Here is a 13940-nt window from a genome sequence, read left to right as displayed (position 1 = left end):
GGCGGAACGTGACTGAACGTAGGAGACGCCGGGTCAGCCGTAGGTGTCTCGGGGGCCTCGGCCGCCGCGGACTGTGCGGGGGCCTTTTCGCCAGGAGGGGACGTTGGGGCCTTGGACCTTGACCTGGGTGACGGTGCCTTCGCCCAGTTCCGCGTTGAGGCGGCGGACCAGGTCCGGGGCGAGGAGGCGGAGCTGGGTGGCCCAGGCGGTGGAGTCGGTGCGGACGGTGAGCTCGGTGTCCTGGTAGGTCTCCGGCTTGCAGTGTTCGGCCATTTCGGGGCCGACGATGGACGGCCAGCGGGCCATCACGCCGTGGACGGCGACGTCGACCTCCCAGCCCTGGTCGCGCATCAGGCGGTTCATCGTCGAGGTGAGGCGCTGGGGGTCACGGTCGTCGGGGCGGGCGCCGCTGACCTGGGGCTCGCCCGGGTGCCGGCGGCGGGACTTGCGGAACGGCCTGGTCGGACCGTTCTTGGCCGCGTTCGCCTTCAGCCGGCCGGCCAGGGACTTCGCCAGGTCCAGTCCCTGCTTGTCGTGCTCGGCTTCCTCCGTCGGCTCAGCACCGGGCAGATCGCTCTCAGAGCCGCTCTCAGAGGAATTCCGGGGTTCAGGCACGGTGGACCGTGCCCTCACCCACGTCGAAGCGCGCTCCGGACAGCTCCTCCGGTACGTCGGCGCCCACCGCCGCGGTCACGAGTACCTGCTGCGCGGGTGCCACCAATTCGGCGAGCCGGTTGCGTCGTTGCGAGTCCAGCTCGGCGAACACGTCGTCCAGGATCAACACAGGCTCACCCCCGTCCGCCTTCAGCAGCTCGTACGACGCCAGCCGCAGTGCGAGCGCGAAGGACCAGGACTCACCGTGACTCGCGTACCCCTTGGCCGGCAAGTCCCCGAGCCCGAGAACCACGTCGTCGCGATGCGGTCCGACCAGGGAGACGCCGCGGTCGAGCTCGTCCTGGCGCTTCTCCTGGACCGCCGCCATCAGCACCTCGGCGAGCTGCTCGCGGGAGGTGATCCCCGGTTCCAGCCGGACCGAGGACTTGTACTCCAGCCGCGCATCACCCTTGCCTCGGGCAACGGCGTCGTACGCGCTGGAGACCAACGGTCGCAGGGATTCCAGCAGCTCGAGCCGGGTCGCGAGCAACTCGGAGCCGGCCCGGGCGAGGTGCGAGTCCCACACCTCGAGGGTCCGCAGCTGGCCCTCGGCCGCGTTCGACCTGTTCTGCCGACGGGCCATCGACGCGCTCCGGAGCAACGAGTTCCGCTGCTTCAGGACGCGGTCGTAGTCCGAGCGAACTCCGGCCATCCGGGGCGACCGCAAAGTGAGCAACTCGTCCAGGAACCGGCGCCGCTCGGACGGATCACCCTTGACCAGCGCCAGGTCCTCCGGCGCGAACAGCACCGTGCGGAGGTACCCGAGCACCTCGCGCGGGCGGGGGACCGGGGAGCGGTTGATCCGGGCGCGGTTCGACTTGCCCGGGTTGATCTCGAGCTCGACGACCACGTCCCGGTCGTACTCGCCGCGGATCTCGGTCCGCACGATCGCGCGTGGCGCCCCGGCGCGGACCAACGGCGCGTCGGTCGCCACCCGGTGCGAACCGAGCGTCGCCGTGTAGTGGATCGCTTCGACCAGGTTGGTCTTGCCCTGGCCGTTCGGTCCGACGAAGGCAGTCACGCCCGGCTCGAGCCGGACCTCCGCCTGCGGATAGGACCGGAAGTCGACCAGACCGAGGGCGGTGACATACACCTCGGCGCTGTCTCAGTTCTTCGGCGGCGTGGCGTACGACGGGTCCTCGGCGCCCTTGACCGCGTGGCCGCCGAACTGGTTCCGCATCGCCGCGATCGCCTTCATCGCGGGGGAGTCCTCCTGCCGGGACGCGAACCGGGCGAACAACGACGCCGCGATCGCCGGCACCGGGACCGCGTGGTCGATGGCCGCCTCGACGGTCCAGCGGCCCTCGCCCGAGTCGTCGGCGTACCCGCGGATCTTGTCCAGGTGGGTGTCGTCCTTGAGCGCGTTCACCATCAGGTCGAGCAGCCAGGACCGGATCACGGTGCCCTCACGCCACGAGTCGAACGCCTCGGGCACGTTCTCGACGACGTCGGCCGCCTCGAGCAGCTCGAAACCCTCCGCGTACGCCTGCATGATCGCGTACTCGATGCCGTTGTGAACCATCTTGGTGAAGTGCCCCGCGCCGACCTTGCCGGCGTGCACGAAACCGAACTCGCCCTCGGGCTTGAGCGCCTCAAAGATCGGCATCACCGCACCGACCGTGTCGGCGTCGCCGCCGCACATCAGCGCGTACCCGTTCTCCAGGCCCCAAACACCACCGGAGACGCCGCAGTCGACGAACCGGATGCCCTTCTCGGCCAGTTGCGCGGCGCGGCGGGTGTCGTCGGTCCAGCGGCTGTTGCCGCCGTCGATCACGATGTCGCCCTCGGTGAGCAGGTCGGCGAGCTCGGTGATGACCGGGTCGATGGCCTGCACGGGCACCATCACCCAGACCACCCGCGGCTGGTCCGTCGCGGTGAGCTTGCCGACCATGTCGGCCAGGTCGGCGGCGTCGGAGATGTCCGGGTTGTGGTCGAACCCGATCACCGTGTGACCGGCGTTGCGAATCCGCTGGCGCATGTTGCCGCCCATCTTGCCGAGACCGACAAGGCCGAGCTCCATCGTGAATCCCCTTGTTCTGTTGGCTTTCCGCTTCGTCAGCTGTTCAGGCGGACCGGCATCAGCACGTACCGGAACTCGCTGATCGGCTCGCCGTCGAAGTCCGCCACACCGGTGAGCTCGGCGGGCTTCGTCGCCTGGGTGAACGCCAGATGGGCCACCGGTGTTCCGATCGCGCCGAGACCGTCCAGCAGGTACGTCGGGTTGAAGCCGACCGTGACCGGGTCGCCGACGACGCGGGCCTCGATCGACTCGGACGCCTGCGCCTCGTCACCGCTGCCGGCGTCGAGGGTGACCGAGTCCTCGCTGAAGGTCAGCCGGACCGGAGCGTTGCGCTCGGCAACGAGGGCGACGCGCTTGACCGCCTCGACCAGGGTCGCCGTGTCCAGCCGGACCCGGGTCGCGATCGCCGCGTCGGTCGGGATGATGCCGCGGACCTTCGGGAACTCGCCGTCCAGCAACCGGGTGGTCGCCCGCCGGTTCCCACCGGAGACCTGGCCCTCGAAACCTACGATGCCGTCGCCGGAACCGGGAGCCGCGAGCGACACGACGATCTCGGTACCGGTCATCGCCTTGGCGGTCTCGGCCAGCACCCGCGCCGGGACCAGGGCGGCCGCGGACGCGTCGGGGGACTCCGGGCTCCACTCCAGCTCGCGGATCGCCAGCCGGTACCGGTCGGTGGCGAGCAGGGAGATCGTGGGTCCCTCGATTTCGACCCGGACACCGGTCAGCACCGGAAGCGTGTCCTCGCGGCCGGCCGCGGTGACCACCTGGGACACCGCCTGGGCGAACACGTCGCTGCGGACGGTACCGCTGGCCGCGGGCAGGTCCGGCAGGGCCGGGTACTCCTCGGTGGGCAGCGTCTGCAGGGTGAACCGCGAGGTGCCGCAGGTGACCTGAGCCTTCGGGCCGTCCACCGCGACGTCGACCGGCTGGTTCGGCAGGCTCTTGGAGATGTCGGCCACGAGCCGGCCGGAGATCAGGCACCTGCCGGTGTCGGCCACCTGTGCGGGCACGGTGACGCGGACGGAGGTCTCGTAGTCGAAGCCGGACAGGGTGATCTGCCCTTCCTCGGCCTCGACGAGGAGTCCCGCGAGGATCGGGACACTGGGACGACTGGGCAAGCTACGCGCGGCCCAGGCCACCGACTCGGCCAGTACGTCGCGCTCGACGCGAAACTTCACCGCTGGGTGCCTCCTGTTTCGGCTGTGTGCCAGGCAGATCCTGCCACGGACAGATGTGATGTGCCCCCACCGGGCTTGACGTGGCGGTTCGGGTCGTCCTGTGTGGGCTTCGGTAGGTACTTCCAGGACCAGCCTGACAGGTCGAGCCGACAGTGCCCAGAACGGGCCGAAATCGGGAGTTTTCCCCAGGTTGGGCCGCCAGAACCATTTGTGGACTTTGGAACCTCTATAGATTCCATAGGGTTCTTCGCACCGGTGGATAGTGTGGAAAACCGCCGAGTTCGCAGGTCAGAGCACAGATGACCATGTGGATCCGCTGTGGATGATTCCCCGCTTGCCTTGGGACGCCTGGTGATGACGCTCGGTGTCCCCACAGCGAATCCACAGTGAACCCTCGTGTGTCCACCGGAATACCCACAGTTTTCCACAGCTGTGTCCCCAGGCTGTGTGGTTCGAGCGGCCGCGTCCGAGCGCCTGTCCAGCACGCTGTCGGAGGCGGTTCGGGTCATTGCTGCTTGGCCTGGTGCTTGATCCGGTTGGTCAGCTCGGTGACCTGGTTGAAGACGCTGCGGCGCTCGGACATCAGCTGCCGGATCTTCCGCTCCGCGTGCATCACGGTGGTGTGGTCGCGGCCGCCGAACTGCTGGCCGATCTTCGGCAGTGAGAGATCGGTCAGCTCGCGGCACAGGTACATGGCGATCTGCCGGGCGGTGACCAGGACGCGGCTGCGGCTGGATCCGCACAGGTCGTCGATCGACAGCCCGAAGTACGAGGCGGTCTGGCCCATGATCATGCTGGCCGTCACCTCGGGCTTGCTGCCCTCGGGGATCAGGTCCTTGAGCACGATCTCGGCCAGGCTCAGGTCGACCGGCTGCCGGTTCAGACTGGCGAACGCGGTGACCCGGATCAGGGCGCCCTCGAGCTCACGGATGTTCGTCTGCACCTTCGACGCGATGAACTCCAGCACCTCCGGCGGCGCGGTCAGCCGCTCGGTGGCCGCCTTCTTCCGCAGGATCGCGATCCGGGTCTCCAGGTCGGGCGGCTGGATGTCGGTGATCAGGCCCCACTCGAACCGGTTCCGCAGCCGGTCCTCCAGCGCCTCCAGCCGCTTCGGCGCCCGGTCGGAGCTGATCACGATCTGCTTGTTCGCGTTGTGCAGCGTGTTGAAGGTGTGGAAGAACTCTTCCTGGGTCTGGATCTTGCCTTCCAGGAACTGGATGTCGTCGATCAGCAGCACGTCGACGTCGCGGTACCGGCGCTGGAACTGGGACGCCTTGTCGTCGCGGATCGCGTTGATGAAGTCGTTGGTGAACTCTTCGCTGGAGACGTACCGGACGCGGGCGCCGGTGTACAGACTGCGTACGTAGTGACCGATCGCGTGCAACAGGTGGGTCTTGCCCAGCCCGGAGTCGCCGTAGATCAGCTGCGGGTTGTACGCCTTGCCCGGTGCCTCGGCGACCGCGACGGCGGCCGCGTGCGCGAACCGGTTCGAGCTGCCGATGACGAACGTCTCGAACGTGTACTTCGGGTTGAGTCGCGCCTCGCCCATCGCGTCGGTGGCCGGCGAGTTGGACAGCGTCGCACCCGGAGTGAGCGGCTTGCCGAGCGGTGAACCGAGCGGCTGCTGCTGGTGGAGCACCTCCGGCGGTGCGGACAGCGACGACTGCAGCGTCGGCTGGTACGCCCCGTCCGTCTGCAGCGGCGGCTGCGCCTGCGGGGCAGGGGTCGACTGCCGCGGCGGCTGGTACTGCTCAGGCTGGCTCGGCTGGTACTGCTCCGCCGGTTTCGGCGGGCTGTACTGCTCAGACTGGCTGTACTGCTCCGACTGCGGGGCCGGGCGGTACTGCTCGGGCTGGCTCTGGGTGTACTGCTGCTCGCCCTGGTTGTACTGCTCGGGTTGGCTGTACTGCTGCTCTTGCTGCGGCTGCTTGTACGGCTCGGGCTGTTGATACTGCTCCGGCTGCGACGGCTGGTACTGCTGCTCCGACTGCTGGGCCTGGTACTGCTCGGTCGGCGCGGGCTGCTGGTACGGCTCCGCGGGTGCCGGCTGGTACTGGTCGGGCTGCTGCACTGGTTGGTACGGCTGCGGCTGCTGGTACACACCTGGGGACAACATCTGCGGCGCCTGCTGCAGCGGCATGTGCCGCGGCGGCTCGTGCTGCGCCGGGGGCTGCTGCACCGGCGGCTGCTGCACCGGCGGCTGCTGCTGGACTGCGGGCTGCGGGGCCGGCTGGTTGAGCTCAGGGTCGAGGGACGGGTCGACGGTCACCGCGATCCGGATGCCGCGGCCGAAGCTCTCGCTGAGGATCCGCTCCAGATCGGGGCGGAGGCGGGTCTCCAACTGGCCGCGGGTGAAGTCGTCCGGCACCGCCACGATCGCGGTGCTCTCGTGCAGGGTGACCGGCCGGGAGTTCGTCAGCCAGGCCCGCTGGTTCGGGGGAAGACCGGCGAGGACCCTGGTCCACGCCTCGCCCAAGTCGTTCACTTCTGTCCTCACGTCCGCCTTCGCGGACTGGTCCTCGACCACGCGTTGCTCCCCGAATCCATCGCTGCGGTGGCCGGTGCCGCCTTGGGAAGACCCAGCTTGGCGCGACCTCTGTCCCGGCACCCGGCCACTGGGTGTGCAGCCGGTCGGCCGCACATCGCAATCGCTGGTCTCCTCAGCCGGTCATCCTCATTGTCCACAAAGTTGTCCACAGATGTGAACGAAGCGTGGAGCGGGTTGGTTACCGGTTGTGGGGCGCGGGACCTGTGGTGTGAGGGGCTGACGCTAACAAGTCCTGGCAGGCCGCTTCAAGCCGTCATCCACAGGCTATGGAGGCCAAATTGGGGGCAACCTGCGGCGTGTCGAGTGGACGCCGGAGCGTAGTCGTGATGCGAGTCCCACCCCTCGGAACCGATCGGGCCGGACTGTGACCGGCCTTTGACAGCCGGTGCGAGATGTGGATTCTCCACAAGGCTGTGGAAAACTATGGGGACGGCTGGTTTGACCTGTCCACAGGCGGCCACGTACCGTGGATCGGTCGGTGTTGAGCCGGCCGTTTCGTGCTGCGCTCCAGGCGGGACCATCCTCGGTCGGCATTCGCCGGCTTCGGGTTCTCGGGCGGTGTGCAGGACTGCACCAAGCGGCAGATCTATCAGTGGATTTGTCGACAAATGTGATCTCGAGTAACCGGAGTCATTCCAGTGAGCAAGCGGACGTTCCAGCCGAACAACCGTCGCCGGCACAAGAAGCACGGCTTCCGTCTTCGGATGCGCACCCGTGCGGGTCGCGCGATCCTCGCCTCCCGTCGCAGCAAGGGCCGTCAGCGGCTCGCGGCCTGAGCCGTCTGGCTGGACGTCTCGGTGACTGCCTCGTGCTGCCTGCGTCGCACCGGTTGCGCCGGTCCGACGACTTCCGTCGCGCCGTCCGTTCCGGACGGCGGGCGGGTCGGCGTGCCGTGGTGGTCCACCTGTTGTCTCAGGCCGGCCCTGACCAGGGCGGGCCTGCTCGTATCGGATTCGTGGTGAACAAGGCGGTGGGCAACGCGGTTCTGCGGAACCGGGTCCACCGCCGCCTACGCGCTGTGATGGCCGCGCGTCTGGCCGACCTGCCGCCGGGCAGTCTCACCGTGGTCCGTGCTCTGCCCGCCTCCGCTACGGCGTCGTACGGCGAGCTGGAGTCGGACGTGGACGGTGCGCTGCGACGCGTGCTGGAGCCACGATGAAGATCGCGCCCGTCAAGTACGGGCTCATCGGTTTCCTCAAGCTGTACCGGAAGTTCGTCAGTCCGATGTACGGCCAGGTGTGCAGGTTCTACCCCAGTTGTTCGGCGTACGCCCTGGAAGCGGTCGAGCGGCACGGTGCGGTGCGCGGTAGCTGGCTGGCGGCGAGGAGACTCGCCCGCTGCCACCCGTGGAACCCCGGCGGCTACGACCCCGTTCCACCCACAGATGTCGACCAGCGCGGAGAGACCCTCTCCGCCAACCAGCCCGGAGAGTCGGCGGACGCCGGGCCTGTGCAGCGAGGTGCTTGAGTGACTCTTCTGGCCATCCCTGAGCTCGCGTTGTGGGACGGGATCGTAGACCTGTTCAACGCGGTCATGACCCCGCTCTACTGGGCTGTCTCGGCCTTGCTGGTGGGGTGGCACCAGCTGCTCTCGCTGGTCATGGACCCGGACGGCGGCTGGACCTGGGCGCTGTCCATCGCCGGCCTGACCGTGGTCATCCGGACCCTGCTGATCCCGCTGTTCGTGCGGCAGATCCGCTCCAGCCGGAACATGCAGCTGCTGCAGCCGAAGATGAAGGAGCTGCAGAAGAAGTACGGCCATGACCGGGAGAAGCTCGGTCAGGAAATGATGAAGCTGTACAAGGAGACCGGGACGAACCCGTTCTCCTCGTGCCTGCCGCTGTTGCTGCAGTCGCCGATCTTCCTGGCCCTGTTCCGGGTGCTCGACTACGCGTCGAAGGGCAAGACGCACTCGAGCATCATGGATCCGTACGTCTCCTCGCTGCAGCACGCGACGATCTTCGGTGCGGAGATCTCGCAGACCTTCCTGAAGGCCAGCGGCCCCGGTGCGACGAACGTCAAGATCGTCGCCGTCGTGCTGATCATCCTGATGACCGCCACGATGTTCATCACCCAGCTTCAGCTGATGCGCAAGAACATGCCGAAGGAGGCCCTCGAGGGCCAGGCGGCGCAGATGCAGAAGATCATGCTGTACGTCTTCCCGGTCTTCTTCCTGATCGGTGGCTTCAACTTCCCGATCGGTGTGCTCATCTACTGGTTCGTCTCGAACCTGTGGACGATGGGCCAGCAGTTCTACGTGATCCGCCGCAACCCGGCTCCGGGCACCCCGGCGTACGACGCGATGGAGGCCCGCAAGCGCGAGCACAACCGGCGCGTGGGCAAGCCGGAGGACACCGGTCTGGCGACCGCCACCCTCGACGACGAGACCGGCTCGGACCGTCGGCCGGCCACCCGGCAGCAGCCGAAGCGGCAGTCCCGGAGCGACCGGAAGTCCGGCGGTGCCACCGGACAGAGCGCGTCGACGGCCGACAGCAATGGCCAAGCTGACGAGACGCCGAAGAAGCAGCCGGCGAAGTCCTCCGAGCAGCCTGCCAAGAAGGCGCCGGCCGCGAAGAAGGCGGGCAACGCCAAGCGTCAGCCGGCGGCGAAGTCGCGAGCGCAGCGGACCGCGCAGCAGAAGGCGGCGCAGAAGAAGTCCGGCGGGTCGGCGGCCGCGCGCAAGTCCGACAACTGAGCGCTGCGGCGGTACCCCCAGTTTTCCTTGCACTGTAAGACCTGGGTCCCGGTGGGGCGGACCTCGAATCACGAAGGAGTGGCCGTGAGCGACGGCATGCAGAACGCCGAGTCGGCGGAGAAGCCCGGCAAGTCCGCGGAGGACCGCGTGAAGGCGCTGGAGAACGAGAGCGACATCGCGGCCGACTACCTCGAAGAGCTGCTCGACATCGCCGATCTGGACGGCGACATCGATATGGACATCGACGGCGACCGGGCCGCGGTGTCGATCGTGGGTGCCGACCTGAGCGACCTCGTCGGCGAGAACGGCAAGGTGCTCGAGGCGCTGCAGGAGCTCACCCGGCTGGCCGTCTACCGGGAGACCGGTGAGCGGTCGCGGTTGATGCTGGACGTCTCGAACTACCGGGCGAACCGCAAGACCGAGCTGGAGCAGGTCGGCAAGAAGGCGGTCGAGGAGGCGAAGGCGAGCGGTGAGCCGGTCCGCCTGGAGCCGATGACGCCGTTCGAGCGGAAGGTCGTGCACGACGTCGTCGCGGCCGCCGGGCTGACCAGCGAGTCGGAGGGCGAGGAGCCGCGTCGCCGGGTCGTCGTCCAGCCTTCCTGACGCCGTCGTGGTCTGCTCGTGACCGGAGACGTTTCACGTGAAACCCCGCCGCTGGTGGAGGAGCTGTACCCCCGAGCGGCGGGCCGGCTGGCCGCGTACGCGGACCTGCTGGCCACCGAAGGAACTCTGCGCGGTCTGATCGGTCCGCGCGAGGTGCCGCGCCTCTGGGAGCGACACCTGCTGAACTGCGCGGTGCTGGAGCGCCTGATCCCCGAAGGGTCGACGGTCGCCGATATCGGGACCGGAGCCGGGCTGCCGGGGATCGTGCTCGCTCTCGTTCGTCCCGATCTCCGGGTGTCGCTCGTCGAGCCGTTGCTCCGGCGCACCACCTTCCTCGAGGAGGCTGTGGAGAAGCTCGATCTCACCAACGCCGAAGTGGTCCGGGCTCGGGCCGAGGACCTCGCGCCCGCGGAGTACGACGTGGTTGCCTCGCGTGCCGTGGCGCCGTTGGAGAAGCTGGCCGGGTGGTGCCTGCCGTTGTGTGCGGAGGGCGGCCTGATGCTGGCGATGAAGGGATCGTCCGCCGAAGAGGAACTCGCCGGAGCAGAACGCCGGCTGACGGCCCTCGGCGCGGAAGAATGGCACATCCACCAACTCGGGGATGGCGAACTGGCCCAGCCGACGACCGTCGTGAGTATTGTGGCCGGACGTGCTGCGCGGGGATCGAAGCACACAAGACGCGGGAGGTGAGGGGTTCGTGAGCCGTGCCCTCGGATGGCCTGAGAAGAGCACCGGTCACCCCCAGGTGTCCCAAGCCATCGGCTGGCCGGTCGAACCTCCGCAGTCCGTCACCCAGGTCCTCACAGATCCGGCACCGATCGTCCCGCCGAAGTCCACAGCACCTACCTCCGTCGATGGTGGGTCCGAGGCGGTCGTTGCCGACAGCCCCGAGTCCGCCGCTGGGGTGAGCTCTCCGTCCACTGCGGAGTCGTCGCCTGTGGATACCGAGTTGCCCAGAGCATCTAACTCGCCAGGCCCCGTGCCTGTGGATACTCCGGAGCCGACCGGAGCCGATCTTTCTGGAGGGCAGTCCGAGCCCGAGCCTTCCGTGGCGCCGGCGCCTGAGTTCACATCTCCCACTGCGTCTGGGTTCGAGGTGACGCCTTCGTCTGTGTCCTCGTCCCCGTCGTCCTCCGGGATCGAAGCGGTACCGGGCGAACTGGTGCCCACTCCTGCGAACGAGGCTGCTTCGGAGAGCGTGCCTGGTAGGGACTTCGGGCCGACTGGTGATCGGCCTGCTGCGTCCACAGCTCCTGTGGACAACATTCCTTCGGCGGGTTCGCCGGCCGAGTCGCGGGCGCCTTCGGCTCTGCGGATGGCGGCTTCGGCCGGCCTGGACGCGACGCTGCCGACGGTGCGTTCCGACGCTCCGGTTTCACGTGAAACGGGTTCGATCCGCGATACTGAGGAGCAGTACCCCGAGTCCCCACCCCCTGTGGATGACCACCCCCGGGAGACGCCCCCGTACACGGGAATTCATCCACAGAGGCCTGTGGATGAACCTGGGGGTAAACCCGCCCCGACCCCCACCGACATCCTCTTCGGGCCAAGTCCCGCACCTCTTGGAATGGGCGCCATGACTGCCGCACAGATCGCCGCGCGGGCCACTTCGGACGAGCTACAGCGACGACTGCTGGAGACCCCGATCGCCGCCGCCACCGAACGGACCCTGCTGGTGAACGAAGGACGCACGATGGGCCGCGAGTTCCCGCTGCCCCAGGAGACGAGGGTCTTCGTCGTCGCCAATCAGAAGGGTGGCGTGGGAAAGACCACGACCACTGTGAATGTCGCCGCGGGCCTCGCCCTGTACGGCGCGCGGATCCTCGTCATCGACCTCGACCCGCAGGGCAACGCGTCCACGGCGCTCGGCATCGAGCACGCGGAGGGGACCCCGGGCATCTACGAAGCGATCATCGAGGGCGAGTCGCTCGCCAAGCTGATCCAGCCCTGCGAGGAGCACCCGGGCATCAGTGTCATCCCGGCGACCATCGACCTGGCCGGCGCGGAGATCGAACTGGTCAGCATCGTGGCCCGGGAGAGCCGCCTGAAGCGCGCGCTCGACGCGCATCTGGCCGAGACGGCCGCCGCGGGTGAGAAGTACGACTACGTCTTCATCGACTGCCCGCCGTCGCTCGGTCTACTCACCGTGAACGCGCTGACCGCGGCCCGCGAGGTGCTGGTCCCGATCCAGAGCGAGTACTACGCGCTCGAGGGTCTGTCCCAGCTGCTCCGCCACATCGACATGGTGAAGTCGCACCTGAACCCGGAGCTCGACGTCTCGACGATCCTGCTCACCATGTACGACGCCCGGACGAAGCTTGCGGGAGAGGTCGCCGCCGAGGTGCGTGGCCATTTCCAGGACGCCGTACTGCGGACCGCGGTACCGCGCTCTGTCCGGATCTCCGAGGCACCGAGCCACGGCCAGACGGTGCTCGCGTACGACCCGGCGTCTGCCGGCGCGCTCTCGTACCTGGAGGCGTCGCGGGAGATCGCGATGCGGAACACCCCCTGACCGACGGCTGCACCGCGAAGGCCCGGGCCGTTGGTCCGGGCCTTCTTTGATCCCCACGGTTCCACGTGAAACGGGGGCTCTCACCGCGGGTGGGGGAAGGGTGTGCCGCCGATGTGTTTCACGTGGAACGGACAGTCTGGGCAACGCTGGCGGGTCGCTGGAATAGCGCCTGTTCACGTGGAACCGTGATGCGGACGAACCGCGGCGGCGGTGTTTCACGTGGAACGCGACACGAGATGGGTGGGGTCGGAGATGTTGGCGCGACAAGGACCGGCTACCGTTGCGCAGGCTAATTGTTTGGGAGAGGGTGGCCGGCGCTCCGCCGGGACCGCAGTCGCAGACCTCGAGGGAGTCGTATGAACACCAGGCTTGGACGTGGACTCGGTGCGTTGATTCCGAGCACCCCGGCTCCCGGCAGTAGTACGACCCTCGGCAGCAAGTCGAGCTCGATCCCCGGAGCGCCGCCGGCCAAGCCCGCCGAGCCCGAACTCGCCACCGTCCCCGGTGCGCAGTTCGCCGAGATCGACGTCGACAAGATCACCCCGAACCCGAAGCAGCCGCGCAGCGTCTTCGACGAGGACGCGATGGCGGAGCTCGTCCACTCGGTGAAGGAGATCGGCCTGCTCCAGCCGATCGTGGTCCGCCGCCTCGCCGGCGAACAGTACGAATTGGTGATGGGTGAGCGGCGCTGGCGCGCGACCCAGGAAGCCGGTCTGACCACGATCCCGGCGATCGTCCGGGAGACCTCCGACGACGTCATGCTCCGCGACGCGCTGTTGGAAAACCTGCACCGGAGCCAGCTGAACCCGCTGGAAGAAGCCGCGGCGTACCAGCAGATGCTCGACGACTTCGGCTGTACGCAGGAGGTGCTGGCGACGCGGATCGGGCGGTCCCGTCCGCAGATCTCGAACACCCTGCGCCTGCTCAAGTTGCCGGCGTCGGTCCAGCGTCGAGTCGCGGCCGGTGTTCTCTCCGCGGGACATGCGCGTGCCCTCCTTGGCCTGCCGAGCGGCGACGCGATCGAGCGGCTGGCGCAGCGGATCGTGGCGGAGGGGTTGTCGGTCCGGTCGGTCGAAGAGATCGTCGCGATGGGCGACATGAACGACGAACACCCCGCCCAGAACCGCCGCCGCAACAAGCCGGTCGCTCCGCGCTTGGTCGACCTGGCCGACCGTCTCTCCGACCGGTTCGAGACGCGCGTCAAGGTCGACCTCGGCAAGACCAAGGGCAAGATCACCGTCGAGTTCGCCTCCATCGACGACCTCGAACGCATCGTGACCCTGATGGACCCGAACAAGCCGCAGAGCTGAGCGCCGAAATCCGGCCCACCAGAGTTCTGTGAGCGGCCCTGAGAGCAAAATCGGTCCGGCGCGATTGGACCGGAAACTGCTCTCAGGGCGTCCTGGAGAACCACGATCGAGCCACCGATCGGCCGGACCGGCACTGAGACGAACAGCTTCCTGACCGACGCGATCGCCTTACAGCTCGTGGTCTGAACTGTCGCCAGGGGAGCCCATCCGCGAGGAGCTTGAGCTCGGCGCGGGGGACGCGACGGATGGCGCCATGTCGACCTATCGCGTCGTCGACTGGATGCGAGCGTCAACTCGCGTTCCGGTCAGAACCTCCAAGTCCTCGGCCAAGTCTTGGCGCCGGCCGAATCAGCGCCAGCGACGGGGCAGCCGAGTGCGCGCGGCCGAGACTGCGCGGACGGAGCGTGCGGACGTGGGT

12 protein-coding genes and 1 pseudogene are annotated in these 13940 nt (G+C 68.1%); 8 read left to right on the top strand and 5 right to left on the bottom strand.

Annotation, left to right across the window (positions count from 1 at the left end):
• Positions 1–33 precede the first annotated feature (33 nt).
• From FB561_RS08350 to dnaA, 5 genes are all read right to left on the bottom strand, one after another.
• On the bottom strand, positions 34–615 hold the full coding sequence (locus tag FB561_RS08350; RefSeq protein ID WP_145804700.1) for a DciA family protein: 582 nt from the start codon (positions 613–615) through the stop codon (positions 34–36).
• Positions 608–1747, bottom strand: a complete 1140-nt coding sequence (recF, locus tag FB561_RS08345) for a DNA replication/repair protein RecF (RefSeq protein ID WP_145804698.1) — start codon at positions 1745–1747, stop codon at positions 608–610. The genes FB561_RS08350 and recF overlap by 8 nt, the downstream gene beginning before the upstream one ends.
• A gap of 12 nt (positions 1748–1759) precedes the next feature.
• A complete protein-coding gene (gene gnd, locus FB561_RS08340; protein WP_145804696.1) occupies positions 1760–2674 on the bottom strand; it encodes a phosphogluconate dehydrogenase (NAD(+)-dependent, decarboxylating) in 915 nt (304 codons plus the stop codon).
• 35 nt (positions 2675–2709) lie between these two features.
• Positions 2710–3855, bottom strand: coding sequence for a DNA polymerase III subunit beta (dnaN, locus tag FB561_RS08335; RefSeq protein WP_145804694.1), 1146 nt, complete (start codon positions 3853–3855; stop codon positions 2710–2712).
• 505 nt (positions 3856–4360) lie between these two features.
• Complete coding sequence (gene dnaA, locus FB561_RS08330; RefSeq protein WP_238334713.1) at positions 4361–6340, bottom strand: chromosomal replication initiator protein DnaA; 1980 nt, start codon at positions 6338–6340, stop codon at positions 4361–4363.
• 701 nt (positions 6341–7041) lie between these two features.
• On the opposite strand from dnaA, the gene rpmH reads away from it, so the two are divergent.
• From rpmH to FB561_RS08290, 8 genes and pseudogenes are all read left to right on the top strand, one after another.
• Entirely contained in the window at positions 7042–7179 is a 138-nt protein-coding gene (gene rpmH / locus FB561_RS08325) for a 50S ribosomal protein L34 (protein WP_077018336.1), read from the top strand.
• 32 nt (positions 7180–7211) lie between these two features.
• Entirely contained in the window at positions 7212–7562 is a 351-nt protein-coding gene (rnpA, locus tag FB561_RS08320) for a ribonuclease P protein component (protein ID WP_145804690.1), read from the top strand.
• Complete coding sequence (gene yidD / locus FB561_RS08315) at positions 7559–7870, top strand: membrane protein insertion efficiency factor YidD (RefSeq protein WP_145804688.1); 312 nt, start codon at positions 7559–7561, stop codon at positions 7868–7870. The genes rnpA and yidD overlap by 4 nt, the downstream gene beginning before the upstream one ends.
• Positions 7871–7936: 66 nt before the next feature.
• Positions 7937–8857, top strand: a pseudogene (yidC, locus tag FB561_RS08310) (membrane protein insertase YidC); the annotation flags it as partial.
• A 324-nt stretch (positions 8858–9181) separates the two neighbouring features.
• Positions 9182–9700, top strand: coding sequence for a Jag family protein (locus FB561_RS08305; protein ID WP_475422031.1), 519 nt, complete (start codon positions 9182–9184; stop codon positions 9698–9700).
• Positions 9701–9718: 18 nt separating this feature from the next.
• Positions 9719–10390, top strand: a complete 672-nt coding sequence (gene rsmG / locus FB561_RS08300) for a 16S rRNA (guanine(527)-N(7))-methyltransferase RsmG (RefSeq protein ID WP_145804684.1) — start codon at positions 9719–9721, stop codon at positions 10388–10390.
• 886 nt (positions 10391–11276) lie between these two features.
• Entirely contained in the window at positions 11277–12212 is a 936-nt protein-coding gene (locus tag FB561_RS08295; RefSeq protein ID WP_170284600.1) for a ParA family protein, read from the top strand.
• 356 nt (positions 12213–12568) lie between these two features.
• Positions 12569–13522 (top strand): ParB/RepB/Spo0J family partition protein, encoded by a 954-nt coding sequence (locus FB561_RS08290; protein WP_145804682.1) that lies wholly within the window; start codon positions 12569–12571, stop codon positions 13520–13522.
• The last annotated feature ends 418 nt before the right edge of the window (positions 13523–13940 follow it).

This window comes from Kribbella amoyensis (assembly GCF_007828865.1).
GTDB lineage: Bacteria > Actinomycetota > Actinomycetes > Propionibacteriales > Kribbellaceae > Kribbella > Kribbella amoyensis.
The sequence above is the reverse complement of the archived record's forward strand: the minus strand, read 5'-3'. Positions and strand labels throughout refer to the sequence as shown.